21 protein-coding genes are annotated in these 22,532 nt (G+C 56.2%); 20 read left to right on the top strand and 1 reads right to left on the bottom strand.

Features of this window, described 5'->3' with window-relative positions; translation table 11 throughout:
• Window positions 1–149: 149 nt before the first annotated feature.
• The 3 genes from aegA to C2U43_RS18620 all read left to right on the top strand — a co-directional run bounded on the left by aegA (window position 150) and on the right by C2U43_RS18620 (window position 4,028).
• Complete coding sequence (gene aegA, locus C2U43_RS18630; RefSeq protein ID WP_103285617.1) at window positions 150–2,129, top strand: formate-dependent uric acid utilization protein AegA; 1,980 nt, start codon at window positions 150–152, stop codon at window positions 2,127–2,129.
• A gap of 156 nt (window positions 2,130–2,285) precedes the next feature.
• On the top strand, window positions 2,286–2,861 hold the full coding sequence (gene nudK / locus C2U43_RS18625) for a GDP-mannose pyrophosphatase NudK (RefSeq protein WP_008785426.1): 576 nt from the start codon (window positions 2,286–2,288) through the stop codon (window positions 2,859–2,861).
• A 123-nt stretch (window positions 2,862–2,984) separates the two neighbouring features.
• The gene (locus tag C2U43_RS18620; protein WP_079935173.1) at window positions 2,985–4,028 is read left to right on the top strand and encodes a DUF1176 domain-containing protein; all 1,044 of its coding nucleotides are present in this window, start codon (window positions 2,985–2,987) and stop codon (window positions 4,026–4,028) included.
• Here the strand turns inward: C2U43_RS18620 and tkt are convergent.
• Window positions 4,018–6,012: a transketolase gene (gene tkt / locus C2U43_RS18615; RefSeq protein ID WP_103285616.1), complete on the bottom strand. Its 1,995-nt coding sequence runs from the start codon at window positions 6,010–6,012 to the stop codon at window positions 4,018–4,020. The genes C2U43_RS18620 and tkt overlap by 11 nt on opposite strands.
• Window positions 6,013–6,292: 280 nt before the next feature.
• Here tkt and maeB point away from each other — a divergent pair, with 280 nt between their 5' ends.
• From maeB to eutK, 17 genes are all read left to right on the top strand, one after another.
• Window positions 6,293–8,572: an NADP-dependent oxaloacetate-decarboxylating malate dehydrogenase gene (maeB, locus tag C2U43_RS18605; RefSeq protein ID WP_003835063.1), complete on the top strand. Its 2,280-nt coding sequence runs from the start codon at window positions 6,293–6,295 to the stop codon at window positions 8,570–8,572.
• Between the two features lie 160 nt (window positions 8,573–8,732).
• Window positions 8,733–9,068, top strand: coding sequence for an ethanolamine utilization microcompartment protein EutS (gene eutS / locus C2U43_RS18600; protein WP_003037995.1), 336 nt, complete (start codon window positions 8,733–8,735; stop codon window positions 9,066–9,068).
• A 12-nt stretch (window positions 9,069–9,080) separates the two neighbouring features.
• The gene (gene eutP / locus C2U43_RS18595) at window positions 9,081–9,560 is read left to right on the top strand and encodes an ethanolamine utilization acetate kinase EutP (protein ID WP_103285615.1); all 480 of its coding nucleotides are present in this window, start codon (window positions 9,081–9,083) and stop codon (window positions 9,558–9,560) included.
• Window positions 9,538–10,236, top strand: coding sequence for an ethanolamine utilization acetate kinase EutQ (eutQ, locus tag C2U43_RS18590; RefSeq protein ID WP_103285614.1), 699 nt, complete (start codon window positions 9,538–9,540; stop codon window positions 10,234–10,236). Before eutP ends, eutQ begins: the two co-directional genes overlap by 23 nt.
• Before the next feature lie 9 nt (window positions 10,237–10,245).
• A complete protein-coding gene (eutT, locus tag C2U43_RS18585) occupies window positions 10,246–11,049 on the top strand; it encodes an ethanolamine utilization cob(I)yrinic acid a,c-diamide adenosyltransferase EutT (RefSeq protein ID WP_003835057.1) in 804 nt (267 codons plus the stop codon).
• Window positions 11,046–12,062, top strand: coding sequence for a phosphate acetyltransferase (pta, locus tag C2U43_RS18580; protein ID WP_032944169.1), 1,017 nt, complete (start codon window positions 11,046–11,048; stop codon window positions 12,060–12,062). Before eutT ends, pta begins: the two co-directional genes overlap by 4 nt.
• A 36-nt stretch (window positions 12,063–12,098) precedes the next feature.
• A complete protein-coding gene (gene eutM, locus C2U43_RS18575) occupies window positions 12,099–12,392 on the top strand; it encodes an ethanolamine utilization microcompartment protein EutM (protein WP_003835054.1) in 294 nt (97 codons plus the stop codon).
• A gap of 114 nt (window positions 12,393–12,506) precedes the next feature.
• Window positions 12,507–12,794 carry an ethanolamine utilization microcompartment protein EutN gene (gene eutN, locus C2U43_RS18570; RefSeq protein WP_003038011.1) on the top strand — a complete coding sequence of 96 codons (288 nt, stop codon included), beginning with the start codon at window positions 12,507–12,509 and terminating at the stop codon, window positions 12,792–12,794.
• 11 nt (window positions 12,795–12,805) lie between these two features.
• The gene (locus C2U43_RS18565) at window positions 12,806–14,209 is read left to right on the top strand and encodes an aldehyde dehydrogenase family protein (protein ID WP_003835050.1); all 1,404 of its coding nucleotides are present in this window, start codon (window positions 12,806–12,808) and stop codon (window positions 14,207–14,209) included.
• Between the two features lie 12 nt (window positions 14,210–14,221).
• Complete coding sequence (gene eutJ, locus C2U43_RS18560) at window positions 14,222–15,061, top strand: ethanolamine utilization protein EutJ (protein ID WP_048234757.1); 840 nt, start codon at window positions 14,222–14,224, stop codon at window positions 15,059–15,061.
• Window positions 15,051–16,238 (top strand): ethanolamine utilization ethanol dehydrogenase EutG, encoded by a 1,188-nt coding sequence (gene eutG / locus C2U43_RS18555; RefSeq protein ID WP_008785420.1) that lies wholly within the window; start codon window positions 15,051–15,053, stop codon window positions 16,236–16,238. Before eutJ ends, eutG begins: the two co-directional genes overlap by 11 nt.
• Window positions 16,239–16,357: 119 nt before the next feature.
• Window positions 16,358–17,590: an ethanolamine utilization protein EutH gene (gene eutH, locus C2U43_RS18550; protein ID WP_003835043.1), complete on the top strand. Its 1,233-nt coding sequence runs from the start codon at window positions 16,358–16,360 to the stop codon at window positions 17,588–17,590.
• Window positions 17,587–18,990 carry an ethanolamine ammonia-lyase reactivating factor EutA gene (gene eutA, locus C2U43_RS18545; RefSeq protein ID WP_103285613.1) on the top strand — a complete coding sequence of 468 codons (1,404 nt, stop codon included), beginning with the start codon at window positions 17,587–17,589 and terminating at the stop codon, window positions 18,988–18,990. The genes eutH and eutA overlap by 4 nt, the downstream gene beginning before the upstream one ends.
• An 11-nt stretch (window positions 18,991–19,001) precedes the next feature.
• Window positions 19,002–20,363, top strand: coding sequence for an ethanolamine ammonia-lyase subunit alpha (gene eutB / locus C2U43_RS18540; RefSeq protein WP_003038029.1), 1,362 nt, complete (start codon window positions 19,002–19,004; stop codon window positions 20,361–20,363).
• A 20-nt stretch (window positions 20,364–20,383) separates the two neighbouring features.
• Window positions 20,384–21,280, top strand: coding sequence for an ethanolamine ammonia-lyase subunit EutC (gene eutC / locus C2U43_RS18535; protein ID WP_008785418.1), 897 nt, complete (start codon window positions 20,384–20,386; stop codon window positions 21,278–21,280).
• 9 nt (window positions 21,281–21,289) lie between these two features.
• Complete coding sequence (gene eutL / locus C2U43_RS18530) at window positions 21,290–21,949, top strand: ethanolamine utilization microcompartment protein EutL (RefSeq protein ID WP_003838537.1); 660 nt, start codon at window positions 21,290–21,292, stop codon at window positions 21,947–21,949.
• 11 nt (window positions 21,950–21,960) lie between these two features.
• Window positions 21,961–22,491: an ethanolamine utilization microcompartment protein EutK gene (gene eutK, locus C2U43_RS18525; protein WP_003835033.1), complete on the top strand. Its 531-nt coding sequence runs from the start codon at window positions 21,961–21,963 to the stop codon at window positions 22,489–22,491.
• Window positions 22,492–22,532: the final 41 nt, after the last annotated feature.

Below are 22,532 nucleotides of genomic sequence, written 5' to 3'. Positions count from 1 at the left end.
TTCATATGCGATGAAATAAATTGATCTGCCACAGGTTCTGGATAAATAGTTGTGCTTCCTGGGCAAATGAACATTGCCGCTTCCTTCCGTGTCGGTTAATAACACTCTTATAAAGAATAAGGTTTTTGCAACCAAAAAAGAAGGAAGCCATGAATCGTTTTATTATGGTCAATAGCCAGCAGTGCCTGGGATGCCATGCCTGTGAGGTCGCCTGCGTCATGGCTCACAATGGCGAACAGCATGTCCTGAGCCAACGGCATTTTCAGCCCCGAATTACCGTCATTAAGCATCAGCAGCAGCGCAGCGCGGTGACCTGCCACCACTGCGAAGATGCACCCTGCGCCAGAAGTTGCCCAAACGGGGCAATTAGCCATGATAACGACAGCGTTCAGGTGAACCCGCAAAAGTGTATTGGCTGTAAATCGTGCGTCGTTGCATGTCCTTTCGGCACGATGCAGATCGTACTCACTCCCGTCGCCAAAGGGAAGGTGAAAGCTACCGCGCACAAATGCGATCTGTGCCAGGGGCGTGAACAGGGACCCGCCTGCGTAGAGAACTGTCCGGCGCAGGCGTTACAGCTGGTGACGGAAAATTCGCTTACCGGTCTGTCAAAAGCGCGCAGGCTGCGTACCGCAAGTATGGAAAGCCAGCCATGGCATGCCAGCACTACCGATTTTGTTCCACATGTCATCACTAAACGTGAGCAATTGCAGGCGACGCCTGCGCGCGGGGAGCCGGATAAACTGGCGATTGAGGCCCGGAAAACCAGCTTTGAAGAGATCTATCTGCCGTTTCGTACGGCGCAGGCGGAGCGCGAAGCCTCTCGCTGCCTGAAATGCGGCGACCACAGTATTTGCGAATGGACCTGTCCACTGCATAACCACATTCCGCAGTGGATTGAACTGGTCAAAGCCGGGAATATCGACGCGGCGGTTGAGCTTTCTCACCAGACCAACTGCCTGCCGGAGGTGACCGGACGCGTATGCCCGCAGGATCGACTCTGCGAAGGGGCATGTACGGTGCGTAGCGAGCATGGCGCAGTTACCATCGGTAATATTGAGCGTTACATCTCCGATCGGGCGCTGAGTAAAGGATGGCGACCGGACTTAAGCCATGTGCAGAAAGTGGACAAGCGTGTTGCCATCATCGGTGCGGGTCCGGCGGGTCTGGCCTGTGCGGATGTGCTTGCGCGCAGCGGCGTCAGCGCCACCGTTTACGATCGCCATCCTGAAATTGGCGGTTTGCTGACGTTCGGTATTCCGGCCTTCAAGCTGGACAAATCGCTGCTGGCGCGTCGCCGTGAAATCTTCAGCGCCATGGGCATTCATTTTGAACTTAACTGTGAAGTGGGTAAGGATGTCGCGCTTGAAAAGCTGCTGGAGGATTACGATGCCGTGTTCGTGGGCGTAGGAACCTATCGTTCCATGAAGGCGGACCTGCCAAATGAAGACGCGCCAGGCGTGTATGATGCGCTGCCGTTCCTGATTGCCAACACCAAGCAGGTGATGGGGCTGGAGGAACTGCCTGAAGAACCGTTTATCGATACCGCCGGACTAAACGTGGTTGTGCTGGGCGGAGGCGATACGGCAATGGACTGTGTGCGAACCGCCCTGCGTCATGGCGCAAGCCAGGTGACCTGCGCCTATCGTCGTGATGAAGCCAACATGCCCGGCTCGAAAAAAGAGGTGAAGAACGCCCGGGAAGAGGGGGCAAATTTCGAGTTTAACGTTCAGCCGGTTGAGCTGGTGTTGCATGCCGATGGGCGAGTCAGCGGTGTGCGTTTCTTACGTACTCAACTTGGCGAACCTGATGCGCAGGGACGTCGTCGCCCGGTTCCCATTGCCGGGAGTGAGTTTGTGATGCCCGCAGATGCGGTGATTATGGCGTTTGGTTTTCACCCACACGGCATGCCGTGGCTGGAGTCGCATGGCGTTAAGGTCGATAACTGGGGGCGCATTGCCGCCGATGTTGAAAGTGCATACCGTTATCAAACCAGTAACCCGAAAATCTTTGCCGGTGGTGACGCGGTACGCGGTGCAGACCTGGTGGTTACGGCTATGGCGGAAGGGCGGCACGCCGCCCAGGGGATCGTCGACTGGCTGGGCGTAAAATCAGTCAAATCTCATTAATCGGCGAGTAGGCCGGATAAAACGCGTTAGCGTTGCCATCCGGCAATGTGCCGCATGAATGCCTGATGGCGCTTTGCTTATCAGGCCTACATTGTTCCAAGACAAACCCGGTTTCACGGCGTAGTATTATTTCTCACTTCTTGCTGTGGAGCCGGTATGTCGCAAAAAATTACCCTCATCAAAGATAAAGTCCTTTCCGATAACTACTTCGTCCTGCGCAATATCACTTATGACCTGACCCGTAAGAATGGAGAGGTGATCCGTCACAAACGTGAGGTTTACGATCGTGGCAACGGCGCCACAATCCTGCTGTATAACCCGGAGAAGAAAACGGTGGTGCTCATCCGCCAGTTTCGCGTTGCGACATGGGTCAACGGTAACGAAGACGGTCAACTGATTGAAACCTGCGCCGGGCTGCTGGATAACGACGAACCGGAAGCATGTATTCGAAAAGAGGCGATTGAAGAGACCGGCTTTGAAGTGGGTGAAGTACGTAAACTGTTTGAGCTATACATGTCGCCGGGCGGTGTGACGGAAATAATCCACTTCTTCATCGCGCAATACCGTGACAGTCAGCGGACAAACGCGGGTGGCGGCGTGGAAGATGAAGATATTGAAGTTCTGGAACTGCCGTTCACACAGGCGCTGGAAATGATCAAAACGGGTGAGATCCGTGACGGTAAAACGGTGCTATTGCTGAACTATTTGCAGTCATCGCATCTCATGGACTAATGCGCGGGATTTATATTTCTTTACAAATTTACGGCCAATCCGACGATTCTTATTGAGCCACATCAGTCGCGCAAGGAAGATACCGCTTAGGCTGTGTGTTTTGACTTCGGGGTTGTACCGTCCATGCGCTATCGCGTTATTCTCCTTTTCCTGCTCGGGTTGCTACCCGCCCGATTGCTGTGGGCTGCGCCCGCGCAACAGGCATTTTCTGACTGGCAGGTAACGTGTAATAACCAAAATTTTTGCGTGGCGCGTAATACCGGAGAGCACCACGGCCTGGTCATGACCTTGAGCCGCAGCGCCGGGGCACATACCGACGCCGTGTTGCGTATTGAGCTGGGCGGGCTGGAATCGTCCAGCGTCAAAGAGAGCGATATTGCGCCGCGTCTGCTGTTGGATGGTGCGCCACTCTCGCTGAGCGGCGAGCACTGGCGCATAACTCCCTGGCAGCTGACGACCGATGATCCCGCCACCATCAGCGCATTTTTACAAACCGTACAGGACGCGAAGGCGATTACCCTGCAAAAAGGTGCGCAAAACCTTTCGCTGGTCGGGCTAAAAGCCGCATTGTTGTTTATCGACGCCCAGCAAAAACGGGTGGGGAGCGAAACCGCATGGATTGAAAAAGGTGACGAGCCTCCGCTCAGCGTACCTCCGGCCCCCGCGCTGAAAGGTGTAGCGGTCATTAATCCAACGCCAACGCCTCTCTCACAGCAGGAGCGCGGTGAACTGCTGGACTATGGTAACTGGCGGATCAACGGTATTCGTTGCTCTATCGATCCGCTGCGTCGCGAGATGCGCGTCACGGCCCTAACAGATGATAAAGCGCTGCTGATGATTGGCTGTGAGGCCGGGGCGTATAACACCATCGATCTGGCGTGGGTGGTTTCACGTACGACTCCGTTGACTTCACGCGCGGTACGGTTAAGCCTGCCGTTTAAAACGGATGCAGAAAGTCGCGATATGGAGCTGACCAACGCTACGTTTGACGAGAAGTCGCGGGAGCTGGTCACCCTCGCTAAAGGACGAGGGTTGGCAGATTGCGGTATCCAGACCCGCTGGCGCTACGACGGTCAACGTTTTCGCCTGGTGCGCTATGCCCAGGAGCCAAGCTGCGATAACTGGCATGGGCCAGATGCCTGGCCCACACTGTGGATCACGCGTTAAGCACCTTGTGCGCTTTGTCGACGATGTTATCTACCGTAAAGCCGAAGAACGGGAACAGTTTGTCCGCTGGAGCCGACTCTCCATAACCCGTCATCCCAACAATTGCCCCTTTCAGCCCGACATATTTGTACCAGTAGTCAGCAATTCCTGCTTCTACCGCCACGCGAGCGCTGACGTTTGCTGGCAGGACCGATTCCCGGTACGCCTCATCCTGGGCGTCAAAGATATCGGTTGAGGGCAGAGAAACCACCCGCACGTTACGACCTTCGCCGGTCAGTTTTTCCGCTGCCAGCAGCGTGATTTCCATTTCTGAACCGGTAGCAATCAAAATAACATCCGGCTTACCGCCGCCATCCTTGAGCACATAGCCGCCGCGGGCAATTTGCTGCACCTGCTCTGGCGTGCGCTCAACCTGTGCCAGATTCTGCCGCGAGAGGATCAGCGCCGTTGGCCCGTCATGACGTTCGACTGCCAGCTTCCAGCCTACTGCCGCTTCAACCTGATCGCACGGTCGCCAGGTACTGAAATTAGGCGTCAGGCGCAGGCTGGCGAGCTGTTCAACGGCCTGGTGCGTAGGACCATCTTCCCCCAGACCAATTGAGTCGTGGGTATAAACCATGATTTGTCGGGCCTTCATCAGCGCCGCCATACGCGCGGCATTTCGGGCATATTCGACAAACATCAGGAACGTGGCGGTGTACGGTACGAAGCCCCCGTGATGGGCGATACCGTTGGCAATCGCCGTCATACCAAATTCACGCACGCCGTAGTGGATGTAGTTTCCTGCATGATCCTCTTTAAGAGAGGAGGAGCCTTTCCAGATGGTCAGGTTGCTGGGGGCCAAATCCGCCGATCCGCCAAGCAGCTCTGGCAGTATAGGCCCGTAGGCGTTAAGGGTATTTTGCGAGGCCTTACGGGTGGCGATTTTGGCCGGATTGGCCTGCAGCTCGGTAATATATTTCTGGGTTGTTGCCTCCCACTCTTTCGGCAGCCCACCGCTCATCCGGCGAGAAAACTCTGCCGCCAGTTCCGGGTAGGCTTGTTGGTAAGCTGCGAATTTCTCCTTCCAGCCCTGTTGCGCTTTTTCGCCTTTCTCGCGTGCGTCCCACGCCCGGTAAATCTCTTTGGGGATCTCAAAAGCAGGATGATGCCACCCCAGCTTCTGCCGGGTCAGTGCCACCTCTTCTTCGCCCAGCGCAGCGCCGTGCGCTTCCTCTTTCCCTGCTTTATTTGGTGAGCCAAAACCAATCACCGTGCGGCAGATAATCAGCGATGGTTTATCGGTAACAGCCTGCGCTTCCTGAATGGCTTTTTTCACCGCCTCTGGGTCATGACCGTCAATGTCGTGTACCACATGCCAGTGATAAGCCTCAAAGCGTTTTGCAGTATCGTCGGTAAACCAGCCGTCGGTTTCACCATCAATCGAGATGCCGTTGTGATCGTAGAAGCCAATGAGTTTGCCAAGCCCCAGCGTGCCCGCCAGCGAACAAGCCTCGTGTGAAATACCCTCCATCAGACAGCCGTCGCCCATAAAGACCCAGGTAAAGTGGTTAACAATCTCATGGTCCGGCTGGTTAAACTGCGCTGCCAGCGTACGCTCGGCAATAGCCATGCCGACGGCGTTGGCTAAACCCTGACCCAGCGGTCCTGTCGTGGTTTCCACGCCCGGCGTGTAGCCAATTTCCGGGTGCCCTGGCGTCTTCGAATGGAGCTGACGGAAGTTCTTTAATTCTTCGATCGGCAGGTCGTAACCGGAAAGATGCAACAGGCTGTAAAGCAGCATTGAGGCGTGGCCGTTGGACAGAATAAACCGGTCACGATCGTACCAGGTGGGGTCGGTCGGGTTATGGCGTAGAAAATCGTTCCACAGAACTTCGGCGATATCGGCCATCCCCATTGGTGTTCCAGGGTGGCCGGAGTTAGCTTTTTGGACGGCATCCATACTTAGCGCACGAATGGCATTGGCAAGCTCTTTACGGGTCATAGGAAATACTCCTTGAAAAGTAAAGTGTTAGATGCGTGTTGTGATTCACACTTTTGGGAAAATTGCGGGCGTTGTCAGCAAAAAGCATAGCAGACAGGCATGGTATTGCTGGATTAAGCAGGTAACATGGTTGTTATAAATTGATAACAAATTCTTTCTTTGAATGGTGAGAGTTTGGGGACCTTCAAAGTTTGTACCGTTGACTGAGGTGATAATGTGCGGCTCAGTAGAATGGTTACCCGCGCCACTTTTTTGATAGATACGTGAAAGGAACAACAAGATGGATGACCAGTTAAAACAAAGCGCCCTCGATTTCCACGAATTTCCGGTACCCGGTAAAATCCAGGTTTCTCCGACCAAGCCTCTGGCAACGCAGCGCGACCTGGCGCTGGCCTACTCGCCGGGCGTGGCTGCACCGTGTCTTGAAATTGAAAAGGATCCGCTGGCAGCCTACAAATACACCGCGCGCGGCAACCTGGTTGCGGTTATTTCCAACGGCACAGCGGTGCTGGGTCTCGGCAACATTGGCGCGTTGGCCGGCAAACCGGTGATGGAAGGTAAAGGCGTTCTGTTTAAGAAATTCGCCGGGATCGACGTGTTCGACATTGAAGTCGATGAACTCGATCCGGATAAGTTTATCAATGTGGTTGCGGCCCTGGAGCCCACGTTTGGCGGTATCAACCTCGAAGATATTAAAGCGCCGGAGTGCTTCTACATTGAGCAAAAACTGCGCGAGCGCATGAATATTCCGGTATTCCATGATGATCAGCACGGCACGGCGATCATCAGCACCGCCGCAATTCTGAACGGTCTGCGGGTGGTGGAGAAGAACATCTCTGATGTACGCATGGTGGTGTCCGGCGCAGGTGCGGCGGCGATTGCCTGTATGAACCTGCTGGTGGCGCTGGGGATGCAGAAACACAATATTGTGGTCTGCGACTCCAAAGGCGTGATTTACAAAGACCGCGAACCGAACATGGCGGAGACCAAAGCGGCTTACGCGGTAGTGGATGATGGTAAACGTACGCTGGATGATGTCATTGACGGCGCAGATATTTTCCTCGGCTGCTCGGGCCCGAAAGTGCTGACGCAGGAAATGGTTAAGAAGATGGCGCGTGCGCCAATGATTCTGGCACTCGCCAACCCGGAGCCGGAAATCCTGCCGCCGCTGGCAAAAGAGGTGCGTTCCGACGCCATCATCTGTACCGGTCGTTCAGACTACCCGAACCAGGTTAACAACGTCCTGTGCTTCCCGTTCATCTTCCGCGGTGCGCTGGACGTTGGTGCGACGGCCATCAACGAAGAGATGAAACTGGCGGCGGTGCACGCGATTGCTGAGCTGGCGCATGCTGAGCAGAGTGAAGTGGTGGCCTCTGCTTATGGCGATCAGGACCTGAGCTTCGGCCCGGAATACATCATTCCGAAACCGTTCGACCCGCGTCTGATCGTCAAAATCGCCCCTGCTGTGGCGAAAGCGGCGATGGACTCCGGCGTGGCAACGCGTCCGATTGCCGACTTTGACGCTTACATCGATAAGCTGACTGAATTCGTCTACAAAACCAACCTGTTCATGAAGCCGATTTTCTCCCTGGCACGCAAAGCGCCGAAGCGCGTGGTGCTGACCGAAGGGGAAGAAGCGCGCGTACTGCACGCTACCCAGGAGCTGATCACGTTAGGGTTGGCAAAACCGATCCTGATCGGTCGTCCGAGCGTGATCGAGATGCGCATCCAGAAACTGGGTCTGCAGATCAAAGCGGGCGTCGATTTTGAAATCGTCAACAATGAGTCCGATCCGCGCTTTAAAGAGTACTGGAGCGAGTACTACCAGATTATGAAGCGTCGTGGGATTACCCAGGAGCAGGCGCAGCGTGCGGTGATCGCCAACACTACGGTGATCGGCGCAATCATGGTACAGCGCGGCGAAGCGGATGCGATGATCTGCGGTACGATTGGCGACTACCATGAGCACTTCAGCGTGGTGAAAGAGGTATTTGGTCATCGCGACGGCGTGCATACTGCCGGGGCGATGAACGCCTTGCTGCTGCCAAGCGGTAACACCTTTATCGCCGATACCTACGTCAACGACGATCCTACGCCTGAGCAACTGGCGGAAATCGCCGTGATGGCGGCAGAGACCGTGCGTCGCTTTGGTATCGAACCGAAGGTGGCGTTGCTGTCGCACTCCAACTTTGGTTCCTCTAACTGTCCGTCGGCCAGCAAAATGCGCGACGCGCTGGAGCTGATTAAGGCGCGCGCGCCAGAGTTGATGATTGACGGCGAAATGCACGGCGACGCCGCGCTGGTGGAAAGCATCCGTAATGACCGCATGCCGGACAGTCCGTTGAAAGGCTCAGCGAATATTCTGGTGATGCCGAATATGGAAGCTGCCCGTATTAGTTACAACTTACTACGCGTTTCCAGTTCTGAAGGCGTAACGGTTGGCCCGGTGCTGATGGGGGTTGCGAAACCGGTTCACGTATTAACGCCGATCGCCTCTGTTCGTCGTATCGTTAATATGGTGGCGCTGGCGGTTGTAGAAGCCCAAACGCAGCCGCTGTAATTTCACTTTAATTTATTTCCGGCGCGGGTTTCTCCCGCGCCTTTTTATTTTCCCTTTCTTAGTGATCTACTTCACCTTTTAAACCTGGTTGCCGAATTTTGTTATTTACTCTGACAAAAAATTGCCACGATGAGGGCAGTTTTAGCGGAGGCGGTGAGCAATGGAAAAAGAACGAATTATTCAGGAATTTGTGCCGGGGAAACAGGTCACGCTGGCGCATCTCATTGCGCACCCCGGCGAGGAATTAGCGAAAAAGATCGGCGTACCCGAAGCGGGCGCTATCGGCATCATGACGCTGACACCAGGCGAAACCGCGATGATTGCCGGTGACTTAGCCATGAAGGCGGCGGATGTACATATCGGTTTTCTCGATAGATTCAGCGGCGCACTGGTGATCTACGGTTCGGTAGGCGCAGTAGAAGAAGCGTTATTACAGACGGTAAGCGGTCTGGGTCGATTATTAAATTTCACTTTGTGCAACCTGACAAAAAGTTAATCAGAGGCGGCGATGAAACGTATTGCATTTGTCGGTACGGTGGGGGCGGGGAAAACAACGCTCTTTAATGCGCTACAGGGGAATTATTCCCTCGCCAGAAAAACACAGGCCGTGGAGTTTAATGAAAATGGCGATATCGATACGCCAGGGGAATATTTTAGCCATCCGCGCTGGTATCACGCCTTAATTACCACGCTGCAGGATGTCGATACGTTGATTTATATACACGCGGCAAATGATAAAGAAAGTCGCTTACCTGCCGGGCTGTTGGATATCGGCGCCAGTAAACGACAAATCGCCGTTATCAGTAAAACGGACATGCCGGATGCCGACGTCGCCGCAACGCAACAACTACTTCGCGGAATGGGGTTTCAGGAGCCGATTTTTGAGCTCAATAGCCATGACCCGCGCAGCGTGCAGCACCTGGTGGATTATCTGACTGAGCTCAGCCAAAAGGAGGAAAGGGCAGGTGAAAAAACTCATCACAGCTAACGATATTCGTGCGGCCCACGCACGCGGCGAACAGGAAATGTCGGTTGTTCTGCGCGCCAGCATCATCACCCCGGAGGCGCGCGAAGTTGCGGAGCTGCTGGGCGTTACCATCAGTGAATGCGATGAATCCGCGCCAACTGCTGCTGTACCGGCGGCGGTTGATGATGGCAAAACGGAAAGCCAGCGCATTCGCGAAACCATCATTGCGCAGTTACCGGAAGGGCAGTTTACCGAAAGCCTGGTCGCCCAACTGATGGACAAAGTTATGAAGGAGAAGCAGTCGCTGGAGCAGGGCGGAATGCAGCCGAGTTTTAGCTCGGTAACCGGCAAAGGCGGCGTCAAAGTCATCGACGGCAGCAGCGTGAAGTTTGGTCGTTTTGACGGCGCGCAGCCGCACTGCGTGGGCTTAACCGATCTGGTGACCGACCAGGACGGTAGCAGCATGGCCGCCGGGTTCATGCAGTGGGATAACGCTTTTTTCCCATGGACGCTGAACTACGACGAAATCGACATGATTCTGGAAGGCGAGCTGCACGTTCGCCACGAAGGCGAAACCATGATTGCAAAAGCCGGGGACGTCATGTTTATCCCGAAAGGTTCCAGCATCGAATTTGGTACGCCATCGACGGTGAAGTTTCTGTATGTGGCCTGGCCTGCGAACTGGCAGTCCTGCTAAGGCGGATGTATGAAGGATTTCATTACCGAAGCATGGCTCAGAGCGAATCATACGCTCAGCGAAGGGGCTGAAATTCATCTCCCCGCTGACGCTCGCCTGACGCCGTCTGCCCGGGAATTACTGGAAAGCCGACATCTGCGTATTAAGTTTATCGACGAGCAGGGCAGCCTGTTTATTGATGACGAAGAACAGCAGCCGCAGCCGGTGCATGGATTAACCAGCAGCGATACGCATCCACAGGCCAGCTGCGAACTGTGCCATCAACCGGTGGCGAAGAAACCGGACACCCTGACGCATCTGACGGCGGACAAGATGGTCGCCAAAAGTGACCCTCGGCTGGGATTTCGCGCCGCGCTGGACAGCACCATCGCCCTGGCTGTGTGGTTGCAGATTGAGATGGCAGAACCGTGGCAGCCGTGGCTGGCGGATATCCGCTCGCGCCTGGGCAATATTATGCGCGCTGACGCCATGGATGAGCCGCTGGCAGCACAAGCTGTCGTGGGTTTAAGTGACGAAGATTTACACCGTCTTTCGCATCAACCGCTGCGCTATCTGGACCACGACCATCTGGTGCCTGAAGCTAGCCACGGACGTGATTGCGCGCTGCTTAATCTGCTGCGTACCAAAGTCCGTGAAACGGAGACGGTGGCGGCCCAGGTGTTCATCACTCGCAGTTTTGAGGTTATGCGACCGGACATTATGCAGGCGCTCAACCGCCTTTCCAGTACGGTCTACGTGATGATGATTCTGAGCGTTGCGAAGCATCCGCTGACGGTTAACCAAATTCAACAGCGACTGGGGGAGAAGCAATGATCATTGAACGTGCTCGTCAACTCGCCCAACGCTCACCGGCACGGGTGGTGTTCCCGGATGCGCTGGATGTCCGGGTGCTGAAGGCGGCGAATTACCTGCATCAGCACGGTCTGGCACATCCCATTCTCGTCGCCAGTCCGTTTGCGCTGCGCCAGTTTGCCCTCAGCCACCGGGTGGCAATGGATGGCATTCAGGTTATCGATCCGCAAAGCAATCAGCCAATGCGCGAAGAGTTTGCGCTGCGCTGGCTGGCTCGCGCGGGAGATAAAACGCCTGCGGATGCGCTGGAAAAACTCAACGATCCGCTGATGTTCGCCGCTGCAATGGTCAGCGCGGGTAAAGCTGACGTCTGTATTGCGGGCAATCTCTCATCAACAGCGAACGTGCTGCGTGCCGGATTACGCATTATCGGGCTACAGCCTGGCTGTAAAACGCTGTCGTCAATTTTCCTGATGCTGCCGCAGTACCTTGGTCCGTCATTAGGTTTTGCCGATTGCAGCGTCGTGCCGCAGCCCACCGCCGCACAGCTTGCGGATATTGCGATTGCCAGCGCGCAGACATGGCAGGCGATCACAGGTGAAGAGCCGCGCGTCGCCATGCTGTCGTTTTCAAGTAATGGCAGTGCTCGCCATCCTAACGTCGCTAACGTGCAGCAGGCGACCGAGATCGTTCGTGAGCGTGCCCCGCAGCTTACCGTGGACGGAGAACTGCAATTTGATGCCGCCTTTGTTCCGGATGTCGCAGCGCAAAAAGCGCCCGCCAGTCCGTTAAAGGGCAATGCCAATGTGATGGTCTTCCCATCGCTGGAGGCAGGCAATATTGGCTACAAAATCGCTCAGCGTCTGGGAGGGTATCGCGCAGTAGGTCCGTTGATTCAAGGGCTTGCCGCACCGCTTCATGATCTCTCTCGTGGCTGTAGCGTACAGGAAATTATCGAACTGGCGTTGGTGGCAGCAGTGCCGCGCCAGACTGACGTGAGTCGTGAAAACGCCTCACAAACACTGGTTGTTTAGGTCCCGTTCTGGACCCCTTAATGAGAGGAAAACACAATGGAAGCATTAGGAATGATTGAAACCCGGGGCCTGGTTGCACTGATTGAGGCTTCTGACGCAATGGTTAAAGCGGCACGCGTGAAACTGGTTGGCGTGAAGCAGATCGGTGGCGGTCTGGTCACTGCCATGGTCCGTGGCGACGTAGCGGCATGTAAAGCTGCTACGGACGCAGGTGCTGCGGCAGCACAGCGTATTGGCGAGCTGGTTTCAGTACACGTGATCCCACGTCCGCACGGCGATCTGGAAGAAGTGTTCCCGATCAGCTTTAAAGGCGACAGCAACGACATGTAAGTCGTCCATGTGACGCCACAGACTTCATTGCTGGCGTCACCCTCTCTCCTTTTCACATTACCTTCTGCGGAGGGTAGGGGGAGGTTTTACCTGAAATATGCCACGGAGGCGCGTATGAAACTGGCAATCGTTACAGGACAAATTGTTTGTACCGTACGCCATCAGGGGCTCGCGCACGACAAGTTGCTGATGGTGGAAATGATTGACGCCCAGGGAAATCCCGACGGGCAATGTGCTGTTGCTATCGACAGCATCGGGGCGGGAACCGGAGAGTGGGTGCTGCTGGTCAGCGGAAGCTCCGCCCGTCAGGCGCACCGGAATGAATCATCGCCTGTTGATCTGTGCGTGATTGGCATTGTCGATGAAGTGGTGGCAGGTGGTCAGGTGATCTTCCATAAATAAGGCAGAAAATCATGAATCAACAGGATATTGAACAGGTCGTGAAAGCGGTACTGCTGAAAATGAAAGACAGCAGCCAACCCGTCAGTGCCGTTCAAGAAATGGGCGTTTTTGCCTCCCTGGATGACGCAGTGGCGGCAGCAAAACTGGCCCAACAGGGGTTGAAAAGCGTCGCCATGCGCCAACTGGCTATCACGGCCCTACGTGAGGCGGGCGAAAAGCACGCCAGAGAATTAGCGGAACTTGCCGTCACTGAAACCGGCATGGGACGCGTCGAAGATAAATTTGCCAAAAACGTGGCGCAGGCGCGCGGCACGCCGGGTGTGGAATGCCTGTCTCCACAGGTTCTGACCGGCGATAACGGTCTGACGCTGATTGAAAACGCACCGTGGGGCGTGGTGGCCTCGGTAACTCCATCCACCAACCCGGCCGCGACCGTCATTAACAACGCCATCAGCCTGATTGCCGCTGGTAACAGCGTGGTCTTCGCACCGCATCCGGCGGCGAAAAAAGTCTCTCAGCGCGCTATCACTCTGCTTAACCAGGCGGTAGTTGCCGCAGGCGGTCCGGCAAACCTGTTGGTGACGGTTGCCAACCCGGATATCGAGACTGCCCAGCGTCTGTTCAAGTACCCAGGTATCGGCCTGCTGGTGGTGACCGGTGGTGAAGCCGTGGTGGACGCCGCGCGTAAGCACACCAACAAACGTCTGATTGCCGCTGGTGCGGGTAATCCGCCAGTGGTGGTTGATGAAACGGCTGACCTGGCACGTGCGGCGCAGTCGATAGTCAAAGGTGCATCGTTTGACAACAACATCATCTGCGCCGACGAAAAAGTGCTGATCGTGGTCGATAGCGTCGCTGATGAACTGATGCGTCTGATGGAAAGCCAGCATGCGGTGAAACTGACCGCGGCTCAGGCCGAACAGCTGCAGCCGGTGCTGCTGAAAAATATCGATGAGCGCGGTAAAGGTACAGTCAGTCGTGACTGGGTCGGGCGCGATGCCGGAAAAATCGCTGCGGCGATTGGTCTGAACGTACCGGAGCAAACCCGTCTGTTATTCGTCGAAACCTCCGCGACGCATCCGTTTGCCGTTACCGAACTGATGATGCCGGTGCTGCCGGTCGTGCGGGTTGCTAACGTCGATGAAGCCATTGAACTGGCGGTCAAGCTGGAAGGCGGCTGCCACCATACGGCGGCGATGCACTCACGCAATATCGAAAATATGAACCGTATGGCAAACGCCATTGATACCAGCATCTTCGTTAAGAACGGACCGTGCATTGCCGGTCTTGGACTGGGCGGTGAAGGCTGGACCACGATGACCATTACCACACCAACCGGGGAAGGGGTGACCAGTGCGCGTACGTTTGTGCGTCTGCGTCGCTGTGTGTTGGTAGACGCCTTCAGAATTGTATAAGGAGTAAATGAGATGGCGCACGACGAACAACGTTGGTTGACACCCAGACTGCTAAAAGCGGCAACGCTATGTAACCAGACGCCCGCAAAGAGCGATTCACCGCTGTGGTTGGGCATTGATTTGGGAACGTGTGATGTGGTGTCGATGGTTGTGGACAGTGACGGACAGCCGGTCGCGGTTTGCCTGGACTGGGCCGATGTCGTGCGCGATGGCATCGTTTGGGATTTCTTTGGTGCGGTGACCATCGTTCGTCGCCATCTCGATACGCTCGAACAACAACTGGGTTGCCGTTTTACCCATGCGGCAACCTCGTTTCCACCGGGAACTGACCCACGCATCTCTATTAACGTGCTGGAGTCTGCCGGGCTTGAAGTGAGCCATGTCCTCGACGAACCAACCGCGGTGGCGGATCTGTTGCAGCTTGATAACGCCGGCGTGGTGGATATTGGTGGTGGCACTACCGGGATTGCGATTGTTAAACAGGGCAAAGTGACTTACTCCGCTGATGAAGCGACTGGCGGGCACCATATCTCTCTGACGCTGGCCGGGAACCGTCGTATCCAGTTGGAAGAAGCCGAGCAGTACAAGCGCAGCAATGGCAAAGAAATCTGGCCGGTGGTGAAGCCTGTCTACGAAAAGATGGCGGAAATCGTGGCGCACCATATTGCCGGACAGGATGTCGCTGATTTGTGGCTGGCGGGTGGCTCCTGTATGCAGCCAGGCGTTGATGAACTGTTCCGTAAGCGTTTCCCGGAACTGCAGGTGCATTTACCCCAGCACAGCCTGTTTATGACTCCGCTGGCGATTGCAAACAGCGGAAAAGAAAAAGCGGAAGGAATCTATGCAAGCTGAATTGCAGACCGCGCTCTTTCAGGCATTCGATACCCTGAATCTGCAACGCGTAAAAACGTTTAGCGTTCCCCCGGTTACGTTATGTGGACTGGGAGCGCTTAGTACCTGCGGACAGGAAGCACAAACGCGCGGACTGACGCATATGTTCGTCATGGTTGACAGCTTTCTGCATCAGGCGGGGATGACCGCCGCACTGGAGCGCAGCCTGGCGATGAAAGGTGTGGCAATGACGCTGTGGCCATGTCCGGTAGGTGAACCGTGCATTACGGACGTCTGCGCGGCAGTCGCGCAACTGCGTGAATCAAAGTGCGACGGTGTCGTGGCTTTCGGCGGCGGTTCCGTGCTGGATGCCGCCAAGGCAGTGGCGTTGCTGGTGACCAATCCTACCCAGACGCTGGCTGACATGGACGAGCGTAGCGTGTTACGCCCGCGTCTGCCGCTGATTGCCGTACCGACTACCGCCGGAACGGGCTCAGAAACCACGAACGTCACGGTGATTATCGACGCCGCGACCGGACTCAAAAAAGTGCTGGCCCACGCAACCCTGATGCCGGATGTGGCGATCCTTGATGCCGCATTGACGGAAGGCGTGCCTGCGCACGTAACGGCGATGACCGGGATTGATGCACTGACGCACGCCGTTGAAGCGTATAGCGCACTGAACGCGACGCCGTTTACCGACAGCCTGGCGATTGGTGCGATAGCGATGATCGGTAAATCGCTGCCGAAGGCCGTCGGCTACGGTCAGGATCTGGCTGCGCGTGAAAGCATGCTGCTGGCTTCCTGTATGGCCGGGATGGCGTTTTCCAGCGCTGGGCTTGGCCTGTGCCATGCGATGGCGCACCAGCCGGGAGCGACGTTGCACATCCCGCACGGACAGGCTAACGCCATGCTGCTGCCCACGGTAATGGGATTCAACCGCATGGTGTGTCGTGAGCGCTTTAGCCATATCGGACGCGCGTTAACCAACAAGAAATCGGACGATCGTGATGCTATCAACGCGGTCAGCGAGTTGATTAGCGAAGTGGGCCAGACCAAACGACTCTCTGACGTTGGGGCAAAGCCCGAGCAGTACAGCGCATGGGCTCACGCCGCGCTGGAGGATATTTGTATTCGCAGTAACCCACGCACCGCCACGCAGGCACAGATCATCGACCTGTACGCGGCTGCCGGGTAATGCCTGTAGGCCGGATAAGGTGCTCGCACCGCCATCCGGCAATAACACGGCGTTAATGCCGGAGGCGACGTAAACGTCTTATCCGGCCTACAAATCACAAATGACAGGGAGTAGGGGCTATGGGAATTAACGAAATCATCATGTACATCATGATGTTCTTTATGCTGATTGCCGCCGTGGACAGGATCCTGTCGCAGTTCGGCGGTTCGGCACGCTTCCTCGGTAAGTTCGGTAAGAGTATTGAGGGATCGGGCGGCCAGTTTGAAGAAGGTTTTATGGCGATGGGCGCGCTGGGTCTGGCGATGGTCGGTATGACCGCGCTGGCACCGGTTCTGGCGCATGTGCTCGGGCCAGTAATTATTCCGCTGTATGAAATGCTGGGCGCGAACCCGTCGATGTTTGCCGGAACGCTGCTGGCGTGCGATATGGGCGGCTTCTTCCTGGCGAAAGAACTGGCGGGCGGCGACGTTGCGGCGTGGCTGTACTCTGGCCTGATCCTCGGGGCGATGATGGGGCCGACGCTGGTCTTCTCCATTCCGGTTGCGCTGGGGATTATTGAACCGTCTGACCGTCGTTATCTGGCGCTGGGCGTGCTGGCGGGTATTGTCACCATTCCGATTGGTTGTATTGCGGGCGGTTTGATTGCGATGTACTCCGGCGTCGAAATCAACGGACAGCCGGTGGAGTTCACCTTCGCGCTGATCCTGATGAATATGATCCCGGTGCTGATCGTGGCTGTGCTGGTGGCGCTGGGACTGAAATTCATCCCGGAAAAAATGATCAACGGCTTCCAGATCTTCGCGAAATTCCTGGTGGCGCTGATCACCATCGGCCTGGCAGCAGCGGTGGTCAAATTCCTGCTCGGCTGGGAGCTGATCCCAGGTCTTGATCCTATCTTCATGGCTCCGGGCGACAAGCCGGGTGAAGTGATGCGCGCCATCGAAGTTATCGGTTCTATTTCCTGCGTACTGCTCGGTGCGTACCCAATGGTACTGCTGCTGACCCGCTGGTTTGAAAAACCGCTGATGAGCGTCGGTAACCTGTTAAAAATCAATAATATTGCGGCTGCCGGTATGGTTGCGACGCTGGCGAACAACATCCCAATGTTCGGCATGATGAAGAATATGGATACCCGCGGCAAAGTGATCAACTGCGCCTTCGCGGTCTCCGCGGCCTTTGCACTGGGTGACCACTTAGGCTTCGCCGCTGCCAACATGAACGCGATGATCTTCCCGATGATTGTCGGCAAGTTGATTGGCGGCGTGACGGCGATTGGTGTGGCTATGCTGTTGGTACCGAAAGATGAAGATGTGCCAGCAGAAGTAGAAACCAACCCGGAGGCGCAATCGTGAATACTCGCCAGCTACTGAGCGTCGGTATCGATATCGGCACCACTACCACTCAGGTGATTTTCTCGCGCCTTGAGTTAGTCAACCGTGCGGCAGTGTCGCAGGTGCCGCGCTACGAATTCATCAAACGCGAAATTAGCTGGCAAAGCCCGGTGTTCTTTACCCCCGTTGATAAGCAGGGCGGGTTGAAAGAGGCCGAACTTAAGGCGCTGATCCTCGCCCAGTATCAGGCGGCGGGTATTGCACCTGAGACTGTCGATTCCGGCGCGATCATCATCACCGGAGAAAGTGCCAAAACCCGTAATGCGCGTCCGGCGGTGATGGCGCTCTCTCAGTCGCTGGGGGATTTTGTGGTGGCCAGCGCCGGACCGCATCTGGAATCGGTGATTGCCGGTCACGGTGCGGGGGCACAAACCCTGTCCGAGCAGAAGTTGTGCCGCGTACTGAATATCGACATCGGTGGCGGCACGTCGAACTACGTTCTGTTTGATGCTGGAAAGGTCAGCGGTTCGGCTTGCCTCAACGTCGGCGGGCGACTGCTGGAAACGGACGGCCAGGGGCGAGTAGTACATGCGCATCAGCCGGGGCAGATGATTGTTGATGACGTATTTGGTCCGGGCACCGACGCCCGAACCCTCAATGCGGCGCAGCTTGTTCAGGTAGCCCGACGGATGGCGGCGCTGATTGTGGAGGTGATTGACGGCACGTTATCACCGCTGGCGCAGGCACTGATGCAAACCGGCCTGTTACCGGCGGGTGTGAAACCGGAAGTGATTACGTTGTCCGGCGGGGTGGGCGAGTGCTACCGCAACCAACCAGCCGATCCGTTCTGTTTTTCCGACATTGGCCCTCTGTTAGCAACGGCACTGCATGAACATCCGCGCCTGCGTGAGATGAACGTGCAGTTCCCGGCGCAAACCGTGCGCGCCACGGTGATTGGCGCCGGTGCGCATACGCTGTCGCTTTCGGGCAGCACCATCTGGCTGGAAGGCGTGGCGCTTCCGCTGCGCAATCTGCCGGTGGCGATTCCGGTTGATGAGGCTGATTTGGTGGCCGCCTGGCAACAGGCGCTAATGCAGCTCGATCTGGACCCGCAAACGGACGCCTACGTGCTGGCGCTGCCCGGTTCGCTGCCGGTGCGCTATGCCGCGCTGTTAACGGTGATTGATGCGCTGCTGGCCTTTGTCGCGCGCTATCCGAATCCGCATCCCCTGCTGGTGGTAGCCGAGCAGGATTTTGGTAAGGCCCTGGGCATGCTGTTACGCCCACAGTTACAGCAACACCCGCTGGCAGTCATCGATGAGGTGGTTGTCCGGGCGGGGGACTATATCGACATTGGTACGCCTCTTTTTGGCGGATCGGTTGTGCCGGTGACGGTGAAATCACTCGCATTTCCTTCCTGAGGGAACGACTTATGAAACTAAAGACCACATTGTTCGGCAATGTTTATCAGTTTAAGGATGTTAAAGAGGTGCTGGCAAAAGCCAACGAACTGCGTTCGGGGGATGTGCTGGCAGGAGTGGCCGCAACCAGTTCGCAGGAGCGCGTGGCGGCCAAGCAGGTACTGTCGGAAATGACGGTGGCGGATATCCGCAATAACCCGGTGATTTCCTATGAAGAGGACTGTGTTACTCGTCTGATTCAGGATGACGTCAACGAGACGGCCTATAACCGTATCAAAAACTGGAGTATCAGCGAGCTGCGCGAGTACGTGCTGAGCGATGAAACCTCCGTTGATGACATTGCGTTTACGCGCAAAGGGTTAACGTCGGAAGTGGTCGCTGCGGTAGCAAAAATCTGCTCTAACGCGGACCTGATCTACGGCGGTAAGAAAATGCCGGTGATCAAAAAGGCCAATACCACCATCGGTCTGCCGGGCACCTTCAGCTGCCGTTTGCAGCCGAACGACACCCGTGATGACGTGCAGAGTATTGCCGCACAAATCTACGAAGGGCTGTCCTTCGGGGCGGGCGATGCGGTGATCGGCGTAAACCCGGTAACGGATGACGTGGAAAACTTAAGCCGCGTACTGGATACCGTGTACGGCGTTATCGACAAATTCAACATCCCGACCCAGGGCTGCGTACTGGCACACGTGACTACCCAGATCGAAGCGATTCGTCGCGGCGCGCCGGGCGGGCTGATTTTCCAGAGTATCTGCGGTAGCGAAAAAGGCTTAAAAGAGTTTGGCGTTGAGCTGGCCATGCTGGATGAAGCGCGCGCAGTGGGCGCTGAGTTCAACCGTATCGCCGGGGAAAACTGCCTGTACTTCGAAACCGGGCAAGGGTCTGCACTTTCCGCGGGCGCGAACTTCGGCGCCGATCAGGTGACGATGGAAGCGCGTAACTACGGGCTGGCACGCCACTATGATCCGTTCCTGGTGAACACCGTGGTGGGCTTTATCGGGCCGGAGTATCTCTACAACGACCGTCAGATTATTCGCGCGGGTCTGGAAGATCACTTTATGGGCAAGCTGAGCGGCATCTCAATGGGCTGCGACTGCTGCTACACCAACCATGCTGATGCTGACCAGAACCTTAACGAAAACCTGATGATTCTGCTCGCCACCGCTGGCTGCAACTACATCATGGGCATGCCGCTCGGTGACGACATCATGCTCAACTATCAGACCACCGCCTTCCATGACACCGCGACCGTGCGTCAGCTGCTGAACCTGCGTCCGTCGCCGGAGTTTGAACGCTGGCTGGAAACCATGGGCATTATGGCAAACGGTCGCCTGACCAAACGGGCGGGCGATCCGTCACTGTTCTTCTGATGACGCGGGGATGACACACGATGGATCAAAAACAGATTGAAGAAATTGTACGCAGCGTAATGGCGTCAATGGGTGAGTCTCAACCGCAGGCTCAAGAACCGTCAGCACCAGCAAAATGCAGCACCACGCAGTGCGCCGCGCCGACCGGTGAAAGCTGCGCGATGGACTTAGGCTCAGCCGAAGCCAAAGCGTGGATTGGCGTTGAGAATCCGCACCGTGCAGAGGTGTTGACTGAACTTCGCCGTAGCACCGCTGCGCGTGTATGTACCGGTCGTGCCGGTCCTCGTCCGCGTACCCAGGCGCTGCTGCGTTTCCTGGCTGACCACTCGCGTTCGAAAGATACGGTATTGAAAGAAGTGCCGGAAGAGTGGGTAAAAGCCCAGGGGCTGCTGGAAGTGCGCTCGGAAATCAGCGACAAAAACCTGTATCTGACGCGTCCGGATATGGGGCGTCGTCTGAGTGCGGAAGCCATTGAAGCACTGAAATCACAGTGTGTAATGAATCCGGATGTGCAGGTGATTATTTCTGATGGCCTGTCTACCGACGCGATTACCGCTAACTATGAAGAGATCCTGCCGCCGCTGTTGTCGGGCTTAAAACAGGCCGGATTGAAGGTCGGGACGCCGTTCTTTGTTCGCTATGGGCGCGTGAAAATCGAAGATCAGATCGGCGAACTGCTGGGTGCAAAAGCGGTGATCCTGCTGGTTGGTGAACGTCCGGGCCTCGGCCAGTCGGAAAGTCTTTCTTGCTATGCCGTCTATTCGCCGCGTGTGGCGACCACCGTTGAGGCTGATCGTACCTGTATCTCGAACATTCACCAGGGCGGTACGCCACCGGTTGAAGCGGCGGCGGTGATTGTGGATTTGGCCAAGCGCATGCTGGAGCAAAAAGCATCCGGCATCAATATGACCCGTTAAGGAGGCATCATGCCAGCATTAGATTTAATTAGACCTTCAGTCACCGCAATGCGTGTGATTGCCTCGGTAAATGACGGTTTTGCCCGCGAACTTAAATTACCGCCACATATACGTAGCCTCGGACTCATCACAGCAGATTCTGATGACGTGGCGTATATTGCCGCAGACGAAGCGACAAAACAGGCAATGGTCGAAGTGGTTTATGGCCGCTCGCTGTATGCCGGTGCGGCGCACAGTCCCTCTCCAACATCGGGCGAAGTGCTGATTATGCTCGGTGGACCAAACCCGGCCGAAGTTCGCGCGGGTCTGGACGCGATGGTGGCCAATATTGAAAGCGGGGCGGCATTCCAGTGGGCGAATGACGCAGAAGATACCGCCTTCCTGGCGCATGTGGTTTCGCGTACCGGTTCGTATCTCTCCGCAACCGCGGGATGCCGACTGGGCGATCCGATGGCGTATCTGGTAGCACCACCGCTGGAAGCGACATTTGGTATTGATGCCGCGCTGAAATCTGCCGATGTACAACTGGTGACCTATGTACCACCGCCGTCAGAAACCAACTATTCAGCCGCGTTTTTGACCGGTAGCCAGGCCGCTTGTAAAGCCGCATGCAACGCCTTTGCCGATGCCGTTCTGGATATTGCCCGTAATCCAATCCAGCGCGCGTAAGAGAGGTAGTGATGATCAATGCACTGGGATTACTGGAAGTGGATGGCATGGTGGCTGCCGTGGACGCGGCCGATGCCATGCTGAAAGCCGCGAACGTGCGTCTGCTTAGCCACGAAGTGCTCGATCCTGGTCGGCTGACGCTGGTGGTGGAAGGCGATCTGGCGGCATGCCGCGCAGCGCTGGATGCTGGCAGTGCAGCCGCAGCGCGTACGGGCCGTGTTATCAGCCGTAAGGAAATAGGCCGGCCGGACGATGACACCCAGTGGCTGATCGGCGGTTTTAAACGCCAGCCGAAGAAACCTGAACAGAAGCCAGAAGCGAAAACAGAAGTGAAACCAGAGAAGACACAGGACGCCCCAGTGACGTCTGAATCCTCTGCCCAACTTCTGACGCTGTTAGCATCGGTCCGTCAAGGAATGACGGCAGGGGAAGTGGCGGCCCACTTTGGCTGGTCACTTGATGAAGCCAGAAATGCGCTGGAACAGCTCTTTTCTGATGGAGCGTTGCGTAAACGCAGTAGTCGCTACCGCTTAAAAAATTAACCTGTCGGAGGGCCGGGGGCTTCGTTGAAGCTTCCGGCTTA

It is taken from the genome of Citrobacter freundii complex sp. CFNIH9 (assembly GCF_002903305.1).
Classification (GTDB): domain Bacteria; phylum Pseudomonadota; class Gammaproteobacteria; order Enterobacterales; family Enterobacteriaceae; genus Citrobacter; species Citrobacter portucalensis.
This window is presented reverse-complemented; position numbering and strand designations above follow the sequence as displayed.